Source organism: Lichenicola sp. (genome assembly GCF_965198575.1).
Classification (GTDB): domain Bacteria; phylum Pseudomonadota; class Alphaproteobacteria; order Acetobacterales; family Acetobacteraceae; genus Lichenicola.
On the sequence record NZ_OZ240671.1, the window covers coordinates 3,774,526 to 3,791,930 of the forward strand.

Genomic DNA, 17,405 nt, shown 5'->3' on the forward strand with positions numbered 1-17,405 from the left:
TACAGGGTCAGCCGGAGCACGATGCGCGGCTTCATTCCGGCACCCGTTCCGTCATGTGGTGATCGAAATGACGGCGTGGCGGTGGTGTCCGACGTGCTCGCCGATCCCGATCAGGAAGCCGGCGCGCGCCTGGGTCGCCGCCACCGGCAGGGCTATCCGGCAACCGGCTCGCTCACCCTCATCTGGTGGCCGGACGGAGTTTCCAGAGCGCTCACTTCAGCAATCCGACGGCTGTGCCGGGCTATTCCGCTGAAGCGCGCGGCGAGGAAGATGTTCACCAGCTCCGTCGCCAGTGCGATTCCGATGACCTTGCCTCCGAAGCAGATGACGTTCATGTCGTCATCCTCCACGCCCTGCCGCGCCGAGAACGGATCATTCACCAGGGCCGCTCGAATGCCGGCGACCTTGTTGGCCGCAATGGATGCGCCCACGCCGCTGCCGCAAAGGGCAATGCCCCGCTCGACGCTTCCCTCGACGACCGCCCGCGCCATCGGGATCACGAAAATGGGATAATCGTCGGCGCTGTCGAGGGTCCCGGCGCCGAAATCGACGATCTCATGCCCGGCAAGACGAAGCATCCCGGCGAGCTCGGACTTGAGCTGCCAACCACCATGGTCTGCGGCGATACCGATTTTCATGACGTGCCTCCTGGTCGATGCGCGATCTGCGCACGCATCGCATCGATCGTGCCGCGATAATCGGGCGTGTCGAAGATCCCGCTGCCGGACACGAAGGTGTCGGCGCCGGCGCGGGCGATCGCCGCGATGTTGGCGATCTTCACACCGCCATCCACCTGCAGCCGGATGTCCCTCCCGGACCTTGCAATGATGTCGCGCACCGCCTCAAGCTTCGGCAAGGTTGACGGGATGAAGGTCTGGCCGCCGAAACCCGGATTGACGCTCATGACCAGGATCAGGTCGACCGTGTCGATCACCCAGTCCAGCGCGCTCAGTGGTGTTGCCGGGTTGAGTGCCAGACCGGCCAGGGCACCTTCGGACCTGATCAGGTGCAAGGTGCGATCGACATGGGTCGCGGCATCGCTGTGGAAGGTGATCCGGTTGGCGCCGGCCTTGATGAAGGACTGCACCAGCGCATCGACCGGGGAGACCATGAGGTGCACGTCGAGGCAGGCGGGTGATCCGTCCGGATGCACGACATGCTCGCGCAGCGCCGCACACACCATCGGGCCGAGGGTCAGGTTCGGGACGTAGTGGTTGTCCATGACATCGAAATGGATCCAGTCCGCACCGGCGGCGATCACGGCCCGGACCTCCTCGCCCAGCCTTGCGAAATCGCTGGAGAGGATACTGGCCGCGATCCGGACGTCGCTCATTCCGCAGCCTGCGCATTCGGCGGGGGCGAGGCGTTCACCGTGCCGGTCGCGATCAACGCATCGATATCCGCGCGGTCGGGAGCCGATGGCTGCGCACCCGCCCGCGTCGCCGCGATCGCGCCGGCGGCGTTGGCAAAGATCGCCGCCTCGAACACCGACTTGCCCTCGCCGAGTGCCACCGCAAGCGCGCCGTTATAGATGTCGCCGGCGCCGGTCGTGTCGAGCGGCGTGATCTTGAAGCCCGGGACGAGCCTGGCGGCGGTGTTCGTCGCAACGAACGAGCCGCGGGCCCCCAGCGTGATGATGACGGTCCCGATCCCGCGGCTCAGCAGTTTTTTTGCGGCCTTCTCTGCGTCGGACACGGTGTTCACGGTGACGCCCGAGTAGAACTCGGCCTCGATCTCGTTGGGCGTGAATACCGAGACCTGGCTGAGCAGACTGTCCGGAAGATGCTGTGCGGGCGCCGGGTTCAGAATGACCCTGACACCCGCCTTGGCGGCCAGCGTGACCGCATCCTCGACCGTCGCGAGCGGGATCTCCAGCTGCAGGATGACCGTCCTGGCCTGGGCGATCACGTCCCTGGCCTGGTGCACATCGGCGATCGACAGCTTCGCGTTGGCGCCCGACGCGACGGCAATACAATTCTCGCCGCTGTCGGCATCGACAAATATCAACGCCACGCCGGATTTCGCTACCGGATGCCGCACCACGTGATCGGTGTTGATGCCGTCTTTGGCGAAGCCTGCCAGCGCCTGGTCGCCGAACACATCACGCCCGACACACGCGACGAGGGCGACATGGCCGCCGGCGCGCGCGGCACCGACGGCCTGGTTGGCGCCCTTGCCCCCGGCCGCCTCGCTGAACTCGCCGCCGATCTCCGTCTCACCCGGCAGCGGCAGGTGGGCCAGCCGGATCACCATGTCGGTGTTCGAGCTGCCGACCACGACGATGTCTATCGGTTGCATGATGTGTCTGACCTAGCTTTTCGAGAAAATCAGGACGCCAAGCCCAAGGAAGTAGAATACGAACATGGCCAGGAGGAGCAGGTTGGTGCCCTTCGGCGCGTTCCTGAATTCGTGCCAGACGAAAACTCCCCAGAGTGCGCCGATGAGCGTCGCACCCTGACCCATGCCGTAGGCCAGTGCAGCGCCCGCCTTGGTGCTGGCGATCACGTTCAGGCACATGCCCAGGCTCCAGATCACGCCGCCCAGGATGCCCACGAGATGCAGGCGGGTGTTGCCCTTGGTGAAATAGCTCCTGAACGCCACCGGCGATCCTGAAAGCGGCCTGATCATCATGGCGCTGTTCCAGAGGAAGCTGGAGGCCAGCAGACCCGCCGAGAACAGCACGAGCGCGGTGTACGGCGTCAGCTTGCCCGCCGGCGAGAGCACGGCATGGCCATCGACTGTCGTAATGGTCGCCATCGACATCGCGACGAAACTGTAGAACCACCCCATCAGCAGACCGGCCGCGACGGACACCGCGATCCCCTTGATGGGATGGCTTTTCCGCTGGGTGGCGAGCCGCTTGTACGCCAGTGCGTCCAGCACGATGGCCAGGACGATCCCGCCGACCCCGGCTGCCAGGATCGGCACGTTGCCGACGCCGGTGAGGGTGTAGGTCGTGATGACGCCCAGGACCAGCGCCAGCCCGACACCGACCGGAAATGCGACAGCCAGTCCGGCGATATCGATGGCCGCGACCAGCAGGATGTTGCCCAGGTTGAAGATCACGCCACCCAGGAATGCAGCACCCAGCCATTTCGCGCTGGCTTGGCCCAGGTCGGGGATGAAGGCCCGGCCGGAACCTCCGAGGCTTCCCATGGTGAGGGCGAGCACCAAGGCCAGGATGAGCACGCCGATCGAGTAGTCCCAGTAATACAGCTCGAACGACCACTCCTTGCTCGCGAGCTTCTGGGTGTTGGCCCAGGACCCCCAGCACAGCATCGTCACAATGCACATGATGATGGCGAGGGTCGTCGATTGGACGATGAACATGACGCGTCTCGATCCTCGCATTCAGGAACAACGGAACAAGAATCATTGCTGTCGTGACGACGTGACCGCGGGGTCGGGCCGACGCCTGAAGTCATTTTTCCGGTGCCGTCCCCACAGGATCTATCAAGCTGCGCGACACCGCAGCAGACTCGGAAACTACGCATTGCGGCCGTCACGCTGTTCAAGACGAGCGGCCCGGTGTTCCGCCCGCTCACCGCCGGACCCGGCGACCTCCTGGCGCGCACCGCCTTACCCATGCAGCGCACGCATGGATGTGGCATGCTTCCCCCGGAACCGGGACGGGAGGGTGGTGGCCATGATGATGACGGGTCTTCCCGCCGTGCTGCTCGCGACCGCCTTGTTGCTGGTCGTGGTGAGTGCCGTGCAACCGGTGGCGCGTCGGCTGCAATTGCCGGAGACCGTGCTGCTGGCGGTGGTCGGCATCCTGCTCGGCGGCCTGGCCGACATCCTGCTGCGCAGTCCGCTCACCGACGTGTTCAACGGCGCCGCCCGCACGCTGCTCAACTTCCCGGTCGACAGCGAGGCGTTCCTGCTGATCTTCCTGCCGATCCTGGTGTTCCAGGGCGCGCTGGCGATCGACGTCCGGCGCCTGGCGCACGAGGCGGCGACGGTGCTGCTGCTGGCGGTGGTGGCGGTGGTGGCCACCACGGCGGCGATCGGGTTCGCGCTCTATCCCTTTGCCGGCATGCCGCTGGTGGTGTGCCTGACCCTCGGCGCCATCGTCGCCAACACCGACCCGAGTGCGGTGGTCGGGATCTTCCGCGAGATCGGCGCCGCCACCCGCCTGACCCGCCTGGTCGAGGGCGAGGCGCTGCTCAACGACGCCGCCGCCATCTCCATCTTCGGCATCCTGCTGCCGGCGATCGTCAGCCATCAGCACATCTCGGTCGGCAACGCGGCGCTGGATTTCGCGGTCTCGTTCACCGGCGCGCTGGTGATCGGCGCGTTGCTGGGCCGCCTGACGCTGACCATGATCACCCTGCTCGGCGGCACCCCGGCGGGCGAGGTCACGCTGACCATCGCGCTGCCGTATGTCGCCTACATCGTCTGCGACCGGCTCGGCTTGTCCGGCGTGGTCGCCACCGCCGCTGCCGGCCTGACATTCTCGGTGTACGGCCCCTCCACCCTGCGGCCGCAGACCTGGCGCTTCCTCGAGGAGCTCTGGGAGCAGCTGGTGTTCTGGGCGGGCTCCCTGGTGTTCATCCTGGCTTCGATGCTGGTGCCGCGGCTGCTGGTCGGCGTCACCCGTTGGGACCTGGTGCTGATCGCCATCACCGTCGCCGCCGGCAGCCTCGCCCGGGCCGCGGTGATCTTCGGGATGCTGCCGATCCTGGCCGCGACCAGGCTGTCGCCGCCGGTGCCGGCGCCGTTCAAGATCACCATGGTCTGGGGCGGCCTGCGCGGCGCCATCACCCTGGCGCTGGCCCTGGCGGTGACGGAAAACCCCCACGTGTCATCCGAGGTGGCGCGCTTCATCGGCATCATCGCTACCGGTTTCGTGCTGTTCACCCTGTTCCTGAACGGCACCACGCTGCGCTTCCTGGTGGTGGCGCTCAAGCTCGACCAGCTCTCGGCGATCGACCAGGCGCAGCGCCACCAGGTGCTCGGCATCGGTCTCGGCGAGGTGCGCGACCGCACCCGGCGCATCGCCAGCGAGTTCGGTTTTCCGGCCGGTGCCACACGCCATGTCATCGAGGGCCTCGACCGTCGCATCGACGAGGAGCGCGCCGCCAACACCTTCGACACCGCACTCGGCGATCGCCAGCGGGTGACGCTCGCCTTGCTGACCATCGCCAACCACGAGCGCTCGATCCTGCTCGACCTGTTCCGCATCCGCGGCATCTCGCGCCGGGTGATGGAGACGCTGCTGCGTACGGCGGAATCCATGATCGACGGCGCCAGGCTGGAGGGCCGCTTCGGCTACGTGCGGGCAGTGCGTCGGCGGCTCAGCCCGTCGCTGCGGTTCCGGCTCGCCCAGTTCGTGCACCACCGGCTGCGGCTCGATACCCCCCTCATGTATTGCATGATGGAGCGGTTCGAGATGCTGATGATCGCGCATCTGGTGTCGCTCTCGCTCGGCCGCTTCATGCGCCGGCGGGTCGAGCCGACGCTCGGCGTTCGCCTGGCCGAGATCGTGTCGGAGGTGCTGGAGCGGCAGCAGAAGCTGCTCGAGGAGGCGATCGGCACCATGCGGCTGCACTACCAGGGCTACACCGAGGCGCTGGAGAGCCGGATGCTGCGCCAGGTCGCGTTGCGGCTGGAGGCGGAGGAATATGACGAGCTGCTGAACGAGAGCCTGATCAGCGAGGAACTGCATACCGAGCTGCAGCGCGATGTCGAGCAACGCCGGCATCGCCTCGAACGCCGGCTGAAATTCAACCTCAAGAGCGGCATCGAGAACCGGGTGAAGTCGGTTCCGGCGCTGGATGGCGTCCCCGAGGCGGTGCTGCACGACCTGGCGATGACGCTGGCGATCCATTTCACCGCCCCCGCCGAGCGCATCCTGAAGCGGGGAAGGCGGGTGCGGACGGTCTATTTCGTCAGTGCCGGCCAGTTCGAGAGCCACATCGCCGAGCACGATATCCGCTACGGGCCGGGCTCGGTGCTCGGGGCCGAGGATCTGCTGGCAGGCGGCCGGATGCAGGCGTCGGTCCGATCGCTCCGGTTCGGCCACCTGCTGGCGATCGGCGCCGGCGACTTCCGGCGCCTTGCCGACGAGTATCCGGTGGTCCGCCAGAACCTCGAGCGGCTGCGTCGAGCGCGGATGGGCGAACCGGAGCACGTCCTGCTGCTGGCCGCCCCGGCGCGTGACGAGGTTGCAGCGACGCGCGAGGCGGAATCCGCAATCGGTTAACGAAGCGGCAAGGATTGCCGGGCCAGCATGGCGTGCCAACTCAACCAGGCGGGAGTGCCAAGCATGGACATCACGTCTGTTGCCGCGTCGGGGATGCTCGCCGGCGAACTCAGGCTGTCGACCGGTGCTGCGAACGTCGCCAACATGCAGAGCGACGGCGCGCCGGGCGGGGCGTCCGCAGGGACCGCTGCCTACCAGCCGCTGCGTGTCGACCAGTCCAGCCTGGGCGCCGGAGGCACCACGGCCACAACCCAGGCGGTGACCCCGTCCTCGTCGCGTGGTTATGACGCCTCCGCCTCGTATGCCGACAGCTCGGGAATGGTCGCGGTGCCGACTGTCGATCCGGTCACCGAAACGAGCCAGCAGATCTACGGGCTGGCGCAGTTCCAGTTCTCCGCGAAGGCGGTCAGCGCGGGTGACGCCATGATGCAGGCGGTGCTCGACATCAGGACGTAACCGCCGCCGAGGGATGACGCGGCCCGGCATCGGGACTATCTCCGATGCATGAGCATGACCTTCGCCGCCTTCCGCGACACCCTGTCGGACACCGCGCCACCCGACGGGCTGTCGCCGCCGCTGCGTGCGCTCTGGCACGGCGGGCGCGGCGATTGGGACGCGGCTCACGAGGTGGCGCAGGGCGACGACGGCCCCGAGGCGTGCGAGGTTCATGCCTACCTGCATCGCCAGGAGGGGGACGCCGTTAACGCTGCCTATTGGTATCGGCGGGCCGGACGGCCGGTCGCGACCGGGCCGCTGGATGTCGAGTGGCAGGCCCTGGTGGAGCGGATGCTCAGCCGGAACTCGCCGTAACCGAGGTGCGGGCGTCGCCGAATTTCGGTCGACGCTTCGGCAGCGGAAACGCATCCCCGTCGCCGGCATAGGGCTCCAGCGCGACGCGTTTCAGGGCGTCGCTCCAGGCCGGTTGCAGCCCGTGCCAGTGGAAGGGCTGCGGCTGCGGCAGATAGGCGCTGCGGAACCCTGGCGCGAAACCCGGCGGCCGCGTGTAGTCGTCGTGAAGATACAACATCCTCACATCACGCCGGCGTTCCTGCAGCTGTGCCAGGAGCCTGATCGCAGCGTCGTCGCTGTTGTCGATGTCGCGAATATCCGAGCGCCGGACGAAATAGGTCGGCGGATTTTCCTCATCGAACAAGTCCGCGAACCAGCGCGCCCGCAGGCCATAGATGTCCTGCACGCGCTTTATGTTCTCCTGGTCGAGGCGGGAGAAATCGTGGCTGAAATCGAGGCCGAACTTCGTGTCGATCACGGCATAGACTATGTTTTCTCGCACATAGGGATGCAGGTTCTTCGCCTGCAGCACGCCGTCGAAGTCGGCGCCGATCAGGCTGCTCACCCCGGCGATCGGGGAGCCGAGCCAGTCGAAAAAATGAGCGGCACTCGCATTTTGGATAAGATTGATCTGGTGCGCCGGCTGACAATCGCACCCAAGGGAGACGAACCGGAACATCGATGACCTCGCATGCACGCAATTAGTGCGGGTAGCATCCGGGGTGATATTCGGACAAGAGTTCAACCGTTCACATCAGGTAATCCAGGCGAGCAGCAACGATACTGTGATGAGCGACAGCACCGTCGAGATCAATGTGGCGCGGCTGGCGATCCCCGCCTCGCGGTCGTAGAGCCGGGCCAGCATGAACGGCCCGGTGCCGATCGGCAGCGCGCTGATCAGCACCGCCGATTGCGCCCACAACAGCGGCAGTCGCAGTATTTCGAAGGCCAGCGCTGCGGTGATCGCCGGCTGGAGCAGCAGCTTCAGTGCCACCACCCTCGCGACCGCGACGCCGCTCGCCGGGATCGACCGTGTCTCTGCCAGGAACAGCCCGATGGTCACCAGCGCGCAGGGACTGGCGGCACCTGCCAGCAGCGTCAACAGGTGCAGCACCGGTGCGTCCACGCCGACGCCGAGCGCATTCACCAGCATGCCGGCGAGCGGCGCCGCCACCAGCGGATTGCGGAGCACCGCACCGGCCACGCGCCACAGCACGCCGGCCCCGTCGCCGGCCTGCAGGTCGAGTTCCACCAGCGCGATCGCCAGGGCGAACAGCGCGCACACCGTCAGCAGCGTCGCCAGCACCACCGGTGGCAGCCCGGCAGGCCCGAACACGCCGAGGCAGAGCGGGATGCCGATGAAGGCGGTATTGGCGTAGCCGGCGGCGAGCCCCTCGATGGTGGCGCCTGCCATCCGGTGGGTCCGCATCGCCGGCCGCCGCCAATCCAGCAGGAAGCCCACGGCACAGGTCGCCAGCATGCCGCCCGCGAACGCCACCAGGAAGGCCGGATGGTCGATCTGGGTGCGGCTCACCCCGGCCATGCTCAGGAACAGCTCCGCCGGGAGCGCCAGCCGGACCACGAAGCGATTCAGGCTGTCGGTGGCGCCGGCCCCGAGCCAGCCTTTCAGCCCGCAGCCATAGCCGAGCAAAATCAGGCCGAAGATCGGCAGCAGGATGGACAGGACGGCGTGCATGGAGGTGGCGGCCGATCAGCCGGGACTGCCGGCCTTGTGGATGATGAGGTCGAGGGCGACCGGGGCCGCATCCACCGCGGAGAAGGAGAGGCTGGTGTCGTCGAGCGCGCCGAGGTCGGCAGGGTTGCCGCCCTCCAGCAGGAAAACCCGGCCGCCGTTGCGCAACCGGACCCGGCCGGACAGGCGAAGCGTGAAGCGGTCGCCATGCGCCAGAATGACCGGCTGCGTCCAGAAGCCAGGCAGTGCCACCAGATGCACGACCTGCATCGGCTCGGCCTGCAGTGTCAGACTGAGGCGCCGCTGCTCCCCCGGTCCGAGGACGATCTCCTGGTCGAGCGTCTGGTAGCCCGGCAATGCCGCGATCACCCTGGCCCGCCCGGGCGCAAGTGCCAGGCTCGCCGGCGCATGCCCGATCCGCCGGTTGCCGATCGTCAGCCGCGCGCCGGCGGGGACACTGTCGAGGGTCAGCGTGGCACGATGCGGCACCGGCGCGAGTTCGATGTGGCGGGTCTCGCCATCGCGCACGCGCACGCTTTCGGCCTCGGTGCTCCAATCAGGCGCCTTGAAGCCGATCACGTGCCGGCCGGGCGCGACACGCACCGGCGCGTCCACGCTCGCCCCGGTGCGACCATCGATGGTCAGCGCGCCATCCGCCGGTTGCGCCAGATGCACGATCAGGGTCGCGTGCGGACCGTCGGCCAGGTGGCGCCACAGCACGCCCCCGCAGCCGAGGATGATGGCCGCCAGCACCAGCTTGCGAAGCGCCTCCCGACGGGCCCGGCGCTCGGCCGGGGTCAGGATGCGCGGTGGCGGGCGGGGCACCGCCTGCGGCGGGACCGGCGGGAGCGGAGGCGGCGGCACGGCGCGCAGTGGCGGCGGTAGCGGCGAGGCGCCCGGTGTGGGTCGCGTGGCTGCCGGCGGCACGGGCGGCGAGGGCGGTGGACGAGGTGGCTGTGGGGGTGGCGCCATGCCAGGCCCGGCGGCGTGCCCGGCGGCGTGCAGGCCGGCCGAAGCGGATACCGAACGGGCTGGTGTCTGCTGCGGGATGCCGCAGAACGGACAGAACCGCACCACGCCCTGAAGCAGCTCACCACACGTGGCGCAAGGTCCGGGCGTCCAGGCGGGCGGCAGTGCCATCTAGCGGATGCTGCCGCAGGCCACCGATGTGCCGGGTACGGCTGCGCCCGCGTCGGCGCACTCACCGCCCGACGGGATGCGCGAAATCGCCGCACTGCTGAGCCGCAGCAGTTCCGGCGTCGGCTCGGCCTCGGGCGACACCTGCTCGTCCCGCTCGAACGCCAGCAGCGCGCGCAGCAGGCCGTCGCTATGCAGCCCGTCCGCGGTGCCGCCGAAATAGCCGAGCCGCTGCAGGTTGAGCTGCAGGTCGTAGATCATCGGCTCCGGCCGTGGCTCGTCCACCGGCATTCCCTGGCCGGGATCGTCCTGCGCCACCGACGGCAGCGGCCACAGCAGCACGGCAACAAGCGGCAGCGCGCGCCACGTCATCCGGCCGGCACCGGGTCATTCGTCATCCGGCAGCGCGTCCTCATCGTCCGGCAGGCCGGCCTGCAGCAGATCGAGCAGTTCGGGCACATCGCGCACGCGCTGCCACAGGGTGCTCCCCAGCCGCCGCACGTTGGTGCCCTCCTTGAGCGAGCCCTGGGCTGCAAGCCTTGCCAGCTGCGCTTCCGTGAAAGGCCCCGAGAGCTGTCTGGCGATCGCCAGGTGCCACGCCGGCTGCGCGCCAGCGGTCGCGCCCGCGGTCGCGCCCGTGGTCGCGAACGGCAGCGTTGCCGGGGGAGCTGCCCTCGCCAGCGGTTGCAGCGCGTCCGGCCGGAAGCGCTCGGCCACGATCCGGCGCTTGTCCACGGCGCGGAACTCGGGCTGGTCGTTCGGATCGCGGTTGGCGTCGTGCGGGTCGGCATCGGCGGCACTTCCGGCCAGCGCTTCGGTCCAATCCGGAATGCTGCGTTTCAGCCGGTCGTAAAGCGCGTCGGCATCGGAGCCGCCGGCCGCTCCCTCCATGGTCGCATACCGGTCGCGCAACATTCGCGACAACTCCAGCGCCACCGTCTGCACGATGCCCGGGATGCGGTCGGTCTGGGTCGGGCCGATGCGGGCCATCCGGGCCGCATAGACACGCTCGCCGGTCCAGGCCAGCAGCGCGCTCGCCGCCAGCACCTGCACCGGCGCCAGCTCGCGCTCGAACGCCTCGATCCGCGCCTGCACCTTGTCGCGATGGCGCGAGAAGCCGCTGGTCCGGATGATGCGCTCGGTGCCCGCATCGCCCCAGTCGCCGCCGCCGAGATCGATCTGGTACGGCTGGCCGGGCCGGGTGCCGCGCACCAGGACGCCGTACGCGACACCGCGGATGAACAGCCCCATGTTGCGGCGCATCTCCTCGATCTCACGGGTGGTCGGCACCACCGGATCGGGGAAACGCTCGCTCTGCCGGTGCGTGTGCAGCGGCAGCGGCTTCTTCTGCTCGAGCTGGTAGCTGATGCGCCATTCGGTGCGCAGCGGATCGATGCTGTCGAGCGGGATGCCGCTCAGCTCGCAATAGATCAGGATGCGGTCACGCAGGCCGGAATTGAGATATTGCGGCGGGCCCATGCCGAGCCTTCCGGTCGGCACCACCTGCTCGATCTCGGCGCGGAAATTGCGCTCGAATTCCTCCTTGTCGTCGACCGCGATCAGCAGCGTGTAGCGCGGACCCATCGCGATGCCGCCGCCGAGATGGTCGAACGACGCGTCGAGCCACGGCATCGCGCGCACCATCGCACGCTGGAACAACGCGATGCGGTCGCGCGCACTCATGTCGAGCAGGATCGATTGCGCCGACCGGAGCGCGTTCGCCCGCGGCGCCAGCTGCAGCCGGCTGAAGCCGCGCAGCCGGTTGAGCAGGATGCTGCGCTGCATGTCGTCGCGCAGGATCGGGAACAGTTTCCGCGAGCCACCCTCGTCGCGGAACATCTCCTCCGCCCAGCGCTGGGTTTCCTCCGCGTTGTTGCCCAGCATCGCGCGCGCCTCGATATCGGCGGCAGGCAGCACCACATAGGTTCCGGCATCACGACGTGACACCGCCTCGCGCAGCAGCCCGATCTCGGTGTCGAACTCGCGGAGCGTCTGGCGTACCAGCACGCGTCCCTGCACGAGTTCGGCGACGGCGCCGTCCCACAGCTTGTTGCCGTCCGCGTCCTGGCCACGACGGGTGCCGAGCGTTTCCGACATCTCGCGCAGGAACTGCCTGGCTTCCACGGCCGCCTGCCGGCGCAGCTGCATCGCCAGGTAGTAGCTGGTCTCCTGGCGCAGATGCTCAAGGTATCGCTCCGCCGCCTTCCGGTCCGGCCCGAACGGGAAACGCCGGTTGACAGCCTCACGAAGATTGTCGAGCGACTGCTCGAAACGCCGCTGCGTGTCGCCGGCACGCGCCGAATACCGCGCCTCCACGTCGTCGAGCCGGACGATCTCGTGCTCGATCTGCAGCTTGGCGTCCTCGACCAACCGGATCGTGTAGTCGAGGCCACCGCGATCGCGCTGATCGAGATAGTCGTACAGCACGGCGCGCAATCCGTCCGGTCCGGACCCGCGACGGTCTGCAGAGATGCGCTGGCGGGTCGCCAGGATGCGGTCGGCGGCGAGGCCCGATCCGGTCTTGTGCCTGATGCTGCCGAGCACGTCCTCGTGGCGCTGCTCGAACTCGCGCAGCACCAGCGTCGGCAGGTTGTGCGGGTCGGCGGTCTGGAACCCCTCCGACTGGTACGTCGCCAGCAGGTCGCGATCGATCTCGGCCAGCACCGACTGGCCGGTGTCGTTCTCCAGAAGCTTGTCGACCAGGAAGGGCTCGTTGATGGTCGAGACATCCTCCGCACCCGGCAGGACGTGATGGAATGCGTTCGGCTGCAGGTAGAACTGCCGGTCGAGGAAGTCGTCGCGTTCGGCCGGCGTCGGCAGCCGGCCGGAATCCTCCAACGCGACGTTGAAATACGCCATCAGCATCTGCTTCGACGTCTCGGCCACCGCGGTATCGACGGCGACGCGGCTTTTCGTGTCGATCGTCGCCTGGCCGAAACTCGAGAACAGCTGGCTGTAGCGCAAGGATTGCCGGCCGAGATGCGCCGGCAAGGGTGGCTCGTAGTTATCGAGCTTGTGCTGAGCCTGGTTGACGGCGATCGAACGCTTGGCAGCGGCGAACTCGCTGGTGCCGAAATCCTCGAACAGGATGTCGGCCGCCATGTCGTACAGATCGCCGACCTGCTCGAGCCCGTCATCGAGAACGTTGCGGGTGTCGAGCAGGTACACGTCGTCGTACGGCGCGATATTCGGCAGCGGTCCCTGGTGATCGGCCCACTGCTCGACGAACGGTGGCGACGGGTTCGGCCGCATCGCGTGCTCGAGTTCCATGAGTGCGGCATAGCCGTTGGCGTTCACCCGCTGGCGCTGGTGGTCGTGATAGCCGCCGGGCAGCAGCAGCACGAGATCGACGGTGGGCGCCGGGTGGATCAGCGAGCGCAGCGCCAGCCCCATATCGATGAAACTGCCCGAACCGGTGCCACCGGCCGCCGAGCACACCACCACGACGCGCAGCCGGTTCTCGATCTCGAGGTTGAGGTGCGCCAGGTCGTCCTGCCGCCCGACGCTGCGCAACAACCCGTCGCTGCGTTCGCGTAGCAGGTCGACCAGCTTGCGGAACTGATCGAAGAACAGCAGCCGCGAGATCGCCCTGACCTGGCCGGCACCCTTCTCGGTGTTGATCAGCGAGAAGTCCGCGACCGGCAGCCAGTCGGCGATGAGCGGGTAACGGTCGAGATCCTTCACGTATCGCTTGACGTCGACCGCGTGTTGCAGCCGCTCGTTCTCGCGGAACGCGACGATGCGGGCGAGGGGGTCGGCGGCCTGCTGGCGGTCGCTCTCGATCGCGGTGCGCAGGTCGGTGTCGAAGTACACGAACGAGGCGATCGGGAACCGCGACAGATCATCCAGGCGCCGGCCGTTCCAATCGCCCGTCAGGATGCGCCGGCGCAACCGCAGCAGGATCTGCATGCCGGTGCCGCCGAGGCCCACGAACAAGGTCGGCTGCACGCGACGCGCGACCGGGCGATCATCGGCGCCGGCTTGCGCGGCAGGGGCAGGCGGCTGGGATTGGGTGGATGACATGAGGGTCCCTCTCAGCGTCGCGCGGGACGGCGACCGCGCGACCGGCCGGTCGATGCGGTTCGGTAGAGCACCAGGAACAGCGCCAGGGTCACCACGATCAGCAGCCCGAGCGGGATCGTGAAGGCGAGCACCGACCACAGCCCACCGAGCAGCCCGAACACGATCAGCACCGACAGCGACAGCAGCAAGGCGAACAGCGCCCAACCTGCGTTGCCTGCGGCCGAGGGCGAGGCGCGTTGCGCGATCAGGTGTGTGCGCACCGCGCCGCGGACGAGGAAGATCGCCACCGCGAGCACCAGCAGGATCGCCACTCCGATCACTGCACCGGTGCTGGTTAATCCCTGCGCGTCTCCCGGCAGGCCGGCGGCGGTGATCGGTGTCCCCGTGCCCGTGCCCGTTCCGGTGCCCGTCGCCGTGGCTGGCCCGGACGCTGCAGGCGGGCTGACGACCGCCGGCGCCGGCGCGGCGTCCGAGGGTGGCCGGATGTTGAAATCCGACGGTGGGCTGGACGGCGTGTGCGACGGGTCGGTCATGGCGTCCTGAGCGTGGGCGGGATCGAGTGTCGAGAGTATGTCAGCGCGGTTCGGCCGGCATCCGTTCCGTGACCGCGGGCGGTCCGACCGATCTGCCGCGGACGCTGAACACGCGGCCATCCGGCAGGGCTACCGTGCGCGACTGGAACGGCCGCAGTCGGACCCGACGCATCTGGCCGCCCAGCGACACCGTATGCTCGCGCTCATGCCGGAGCAGCACCAGCAGGAGTGCCAACACCAGCAGCAGCCCGAACAGGCCGAGCAGCGCCAGGATCAGCGGGACGGCAGAAAAATGAACCACCAACGTGATCGGCAGCGTGGCCGAGGCAGCACGCACTTGGCGGTTGTCGAAGAACACCGCCGGGAGCTGATCCAGGGCCGCGATCTGCGACATCTTGGCCACGAACCCGTCCTGCAGCGACAGCGACAGCCCGGTGAGGTCGATCGCCAGCGTGCCGTGCAGGCTGACATCGTGCTGCAGCCAGCCGGCCAGGCCCGGCGACCGATCGATGCGCGGGACGTCGAGCCGGATCCGCACGTCCTGCAGCACGTCGCGCGGCGCCACCCGGTGCAGCACCGACGGCTCGATCGACCCCTGCAGCAGCGGCGCGGCCGCCACATCCTGGCCGGGCAGCCGGTCCAGGCTCTGCCAGCGCAGCGAGACCTGCGCCTGGTCGATCACGTGCGGGTAGTAGTCCGAGCGCAGCGTGCCGGTGATCTCGACCGACGAGGCCCGCCCGCCCGGCACGCCCTCGATGCGCAGCCGCCCGTCCGGCGTGCGGCTGACCGCGAGGCCGGGGGTGGTGGTGGCTTCGGGCGTGAACACCAGCGGCGCCTGGTCGAGCGGCTTCAACTGCACCGCCGGGTCGCTGAACAGCCGGGTCAAGGCCGGGGCCTGGGTGAGGCGGCGGAGTTCGGCCCCGGCCGTCTCGCCATAGGCGATGCCGTACACGATCAGCCCGGTCGCCGAATATTCCCGACCCTGCGCCGGCATCCGCACCGGATAGGACACGATCACCGGCAGCGACGGGCTGGAGCCGAGGCGACGGGCGAAATCGGCGGTGTTCTCGTCGACGCGCTGGCTGTTGTTGGGTGAGTTCCGGTTGTTGGTGACCAGCCAGATGATGCCGGGATGGCCGTCCAGGATGGTGTTGATGCCGCGCACCAGGGCGCCGTCGAAATCGGCGTCGGTGAGCCGGCCGTTCGGCTGCACCGGCAGGTCGATGGCCGCGATCGCGCGGGCGATCGCCGCTCCATCGTCGGGCCCGCGGTAATCGACGTGCGGCGAATGGCGGCCGGGAATCTGCCCGTCCTGGTCGAAATCGGCGATCACCACCGCGCCGCCGGCGTTCGAGGCCGCCACCAGTGCGTTCAGCAGCGGCCGGAACGGCGCGTTCGGGTCGACATAGAACGGCTCCATCCAGCCGGAATTCTGGATCAGGTACACCGAGGTCACCTGCGCGATCGCCCGTCCCGGCGCCAGGAGAGCCGACGCCAGCAGGACCAACGCCAGCAGGAGTGCGCGGGCAAGCTCAGGGCGCATCGTGCAGCCGCCAGCGATGCAGCCGGTTCTCCACCGCGCCATGCACGAGCAGCCAGCCGGCATGGATCACGACCGAGAGGTCCCAGGCGTGGCGGGCCCGCAGCACGCAGTCCAACGGCTGCAGCGAGCGCGGACCGCGGCTGACATGCAGCACGCAGGAATGCAGCCGCTCGGGATCGTCGGGTGCGCCGGGATCGCCGAGAAACGCTGCCAGCCCGGCCCGGCCATCGCACACCGCGAGCAGGTAACGGTCCTCGTCGAAGGCGAGCAGCGGCGCCAGGAAGCTGTCGTCCGGCAGCAGGTATTCCGCCGCCTCGCGCTGATCCCAGGGCAGCCGCAGCCGCGCGTTCTCGCGGAACACCGCCCGCCCGGTGCCGACCGCGTAGCCGCGCGCGACCCGCCGTTCCGGCACCTGTCCCGGTGCTGCCAGGCTCTCCAGCACCAAAGTCGCCGGATCCAGCCGGGCAAGCTGGTGCAGCGTGCCGTTGCGCTCCATCAGCGGCCTGACGCCGGGCAGCGGTTGCAGCCCGTCCCGCCATGGCCGCCAGCGTGCGACCGGACCGTCGGCGGTGGCCTGCACCGTCAGGTGCCCGGTTGGACCGCACCAGCTCGCCAGGTCTGCGGCGGCCACCGGAGCGGCGAGCGGGCCGGCTCCGGCGGGAGGGCCGTCCTGTATCGGCAGCGTCCGCCATGCGGGTGCTGCAGCGGCGTGGTCGAGCAGGCCCAGCGCCAGGATGCCGCCGACCCGCACCGGCAGCGCCACATGGTCGCGCAGCAGGACCGCACCACCCACCGGCTCGGCGCCCCCCAGCATCGTGACCGGCGCGGAGAGCGGCCGGGTGAGGTCGATCCATGCCGGCCCGCGATCGGTCGGCAGCGCCAGTCCCCGGGCGGTGGCGGAGGCCGACCAGCTCCAGCCCGGCAGCGCGAGGCAGGCCGAGATCTGGACCCGCCTGATCCAGTGCCGGTCCACCTCCGACCAGGCGCTGATCCAGCCGCTGGCACGATCGCAGGCGAGCAGCATCGGCGGTGTCCCGGCGACCGCGAAGCCGAGGGCGGCGGAGGCCGGCGCTTCGATCTCCTGATGGGTCGCGGCGTCGGGCAATCGGCGCTCGTCGAGGCTCGGCAGCCCGTCCGGCGCTCCGAACGGCGGCGACCAGAGTTCGGCGGCCGCACCGACCGGCGGATCGGACAGCCGCGCACCGCAATCCGGACAGAATCTGAAGGCGTTCGGAAACGGTCCGGGATGCGCGCAGCCGGACGTCCGTGCGGCCAGGCGCTCGATGGTCACCGCGTCGGTCGGCAGCGCGATCGTGTCGCGGCCGGTATCGAGCGTGCTGAAGCGGGTGCCGATCCTGTGCCAGCGCTCGATCCCGAACGGGCCGGGGAGCGCCCAATCCTGGGTGGTCGAGTCCTTGGTGGCGTGACCCATCGGGTCAGTGTCGGGCGACGCCTGCTGCACGCTTTGGTCCTGTCGGCTCA

Annotated in this window: 15 protein-coding genes; 3 read left to right on the plus strand and 12 right to left on the minus strand. The window is 68.8% G+C overall.

Going from position 1 to position 17,405, the window contains the following annotated elements:
* Window positions 1-152 precede the first annotated feature (152 nt).
* The 4 genes from ACOEQ2_RS17060 to ACOEQ2_RS17075 are packed head-to-tail and all read right to left on the minus strand — an operon-like array spanning window position 153 to window position 3,330.
* Complete coding sequence (locus ACOEQ2_RS17060; RefSeq protein ID WP_419729141.1) at window positions 153-638, minus strand: RpiB/LacA/LacB family sugar-phosphate isomerase; 486 nt, start codon at window positions 636-638, stop codon at window positions 153-155.
* Entirely contained in the window at window positions 635-1,333 is a 699-nt protein-coding gene (gene rpe, locus ACOEQ2_RS17065; RefSeq protein ID WP_419729142.1) for a ribulose-phosphate 3-epimerase, read from the minus strand. The genes ACOEQ2_RS17060 and rpe overlap by 4 nt, the downstream gene beginning before the upstream one ends.
* Window positions 1,330-2,298 carry a ribokinase gene (gene rbsK, locus ACOEQ2_RS17070; protein WP_419729143.1) on the minus strand — a complete coding sequence of 323 codons (969 nt, stop codon included), beginning with the start codon at window positions 2,296-2,298 and terminating at the stop codon, window positions 1,330-1,332. The genes rpe and rbsK overlap by 4 nt, the downstream gene beginning before the upstream one ends.
* A 12-nt stretch (window positions 2,299-2,310) precedes the next feature.
* Window positions 2,311-3,330: a multidrug DMT transporter permease gene (locus ACOEQ2_RS17075; protein WP_419729144.1), complete on the minus strand. Its 1,020-nt coding sequence runs from the start codon at window positions 3,328-3,330 to the stop codon at window positions 2,311-2,313.
* 316 nt (window positions 3,331-3,646) lie between these two features.
* Between ACOEQ2_RS17075 and ACOEQ2_RS17080 the strand changes: the two genes are divergently transcribed.
* From ACOEQ2_RS17080 to ACOEQ2_RS17090, 3 genes are all read left to right on the plus strand, one after another.
* Window positions 3,647-6,205 carry a cation:proton antiporter gene (locus tag ACOEQ2_RS17080; RefSeq protein ID WP_419729145.1) on the plus strand — a complete coding sequence of 853 codons (2,559 nt, stop codon included), beginning with the start codon at window positions 3,647-3,649 and terminating at the stop codon, window positions 6,203-6,205.
* A 63-nt stretch (window positions 6,206-6,268) separates the two neighbouring features.
* Complete coding sequence (locus ACOEQ2_RS17085; RefSeq protein WP_419729146.1) at window positions 6,269-6,661, plus strand: flagellar basal body rod protein FlgC; 393 nt, start codon at window positions 6,269-6,271, stop codon at window positions 6,659-6,661.
* 48 nt (window positions 6,662-6,709) lie between these two features.
* Window positions 6,710-7,015, plus strand: coding sequence for a hypothetical protein (locus ACOEQ2_RS17090; protein WP_419729147.1), 306 nt, complete (start codon window positions 6,710-6,712; stop codon window positions 7,013-7,015).
* Here the strand turns inward: ACOEQ2_RS17090 and ACOEQ2_RS17095 are convergent.
* From ACOEQ2_RS17095 to ACOEQ2_RS17130, 8 genes are all read right to left on the minus strand, one after another.
* A complete protein-coding gene (locus ACOEQ2_RS17095; protein ID WP_419729148.1) occupies window positions 6,996-7,673 on the minus strand; it encodes a DUF1796 family putative cysteine peptidase in 678 nt (225 codons plus the stop codon). The genes ACOEQ2_RS17090 and ACOEQ2_RS17095 overlap by 20 nt on opposite strands.
* 75 nt (window positions 7,674-7,748) lie before the next feature.
* Window positions 7,749-8,690, minus strand: a complete 942-nt coding sequence (locus ACOEQ2_RS17100) for an AEC family transporter (protein ID WP_419729149.1) — start codon at window positions 8,688-8,690, stop codon at window positions 7,749-7,751.
* A 15-nt stretch (window positions 8,691-8,705) separates the two neighbouring features.
* Window positions 8,706-9,827 (minus strand): PEGA domain-containing protein, encoded by a 1,122-nt coding sequence (locus ACOEQ2_RS17105; protein ID WP_419729150.1) that lies wholly within the window; start codon window positions 9,825-9,827, stop codon window positions 8,706-8,708.
* Window positions 9,828-10,196, minus strand: coding sequence for a peptidoglycan-binding domain-containing protein (locus ACOEQ2_RS17110; RefSeq protein WP_419729151.1), 369 nt, complete (start codon window positions 10,194-10,196; stop codon window positions 9,828-9,830). It lies immediately after the preceding gene.
* Between the two features lie 15 nt (window positions 10,197-10,211).
* Window positions 10,212-13,847: a tubulin-like doman-containing protein gene (locus tag ACOEQ2_RS17115; RefSeq protein ID WP_419729152.1), complete on the minus strand. Its 3,636-nt coding sequence runs from the start codon at window positions 13,845-13,847 to the stop codon at window positions 10,212-10,214.
* A gap of 11 nt (window positions 13,848-13,858) precedes the next feature.
* Entirely contained in the window at window positions 13,859-14,380 is a 522-nt protein-coding gene (locus tag ACOEQ2_RS17120) for a hypothetical protein (RefSeq protein WP_419729153.1), read from the minus strand.
* Window positions 14,381-14,420: 40 nt separating this feature from the next.
* The gene (locus tag ACOEQ2_RS17125) at window positions 14,421-15,923 is read right to left on the minus strand and encodes a hypothetical protein (RefSeq protein WP_419729154.1); all 1,503 of its coding nucleotides are present in this window, start codon (window positions 15,921-15,923) and stop codon (window positions 14,421-14,423) included.
* Entirely contained in the window at window positions 15,913-17,385 is a 1,473-nt protein-coding gene (locus tag ACOEQ2_RS17130; protein WP_419729155.1) for a hypothetical protein, read from the minus strand. The genes ACOEQ2_RS17125 and ACOEQ2_RS17130 overlap by 11 nt, the downstream gene beginning before the upstream one ends.
* Window positions 17,386-17,405 lie beyond the last annotated feature (20 nt).

What these genes read in the sequence shown, in the direction of transcription:
- ACOEQ2_RS17060 (WP_419729141.1), bottom strand. Translation starts at nt 638, where the DNA reads ATGAAAATCGGTATCGCCGCAGACCATGGTGGTTGGCAGCTCAAGTCC.
- rpe (WP_419729142.1), bottom strand. Translation starts at nt 1,333, where the DNA reads ATGAGCGACGTCCGGATCGCGGCCAGTATCCTCTCCAGCGATTTCGCA.
- rbsK (WP_419729143.1), bottom strand. Translation starts at nt 2,298, where the DNA reads ATGCAACCGATAGACATCGTCGTGGTCGGCAGCTCGAACACCGACATG.
- ACOEQ2_RS17075 (WP_419729144.1), bottom strand. Translation starts at nt 3,330, where the DNA reads ATGTTCATCGTCCAATCGACGACCCTCGCCATCATCATGTGCATTGTG.
- ACOEQ2_RS17080 (WP_419729145.1), top strand. Translation starts at nt 3,647, where the DNA reads ATGATGATGACGGGTCTTCCCGCCGTGCTGCTCGCGACCGCCTTGTTG.
- ACOEQ2_RS17085 (WP_419729146.1), top strand. Translation starts at nt 6,269, where the DNA reads ATGGACATCACGTCTGTTGCCGCGTCGGGGATGCTCGCCGGCGAACTC.
- ACOEQ2_RS17090 (WP_419729147.1), top strand. Translation starts at nt 6,710, where the DNA reads ATGAGCATGACCTTCGCCGCCTTCCGCGACACCCTGTCGGACACCGCG.
- ACOEQ2_RS17095 (WP_419729148.1), bottom strand. Translation starts at nt 7,673, where the DNA reads ATGTTCCGGTTCGTCTCCCTTGGGTGCGATTGTCAGCCGGCGCACCAG.
- ACOEQ2_RS17100 (WP_419729149.1), bottom strand. Translation starts at nt 8,690, where the DNA reads ATGCACGCCGTCCTGTCCATCCTGCTGCCGATCTTCGGCCTGATTTTG.
- ACOEQ2_RS17105 (WP_419729150.1), bottom strand. Translation starts at nt 9,827, where the DNA reads ATGGCACTGCCGCCCGCCTGGACGCCCGGACCTTGCGCCACGTGTGGT.
- ACOEQ2_RS17110 (WP_419729151.1), bottom strand. Translation starts at nt 10,196, where the DNA reads ATGACGTGGCGCGCGCTGCCGCTTGTTGCCGTGCTGCTGTGGCCGCTG.
- ACOEQ2_RS17115 (WP_419729152.1), bottom strand. Translation starts at nt 13,847, where the DNA reads ATGTCATCCACCCAATCCCAGCCGCCTGCCCCTGCCGCGCAAGCCGGC.
- ACOEQ2_RS17120 (WP_419729153.1), bottom strand. Translation starts at nt 14,380, where the DNA reads ATGACCGACCCGTCGCACACGCCGTCCAGCCCACCGTCGGATTTCAAC.
- ACOEQ2_RS17125 (WP_419729154.1), bottom strand. Translation starts at nt 15,923, where the DNA reads ATGCGCCCTGAGCTTGCCCGCGCACTCCTGCTGGCGTTGGTCCTGCTG.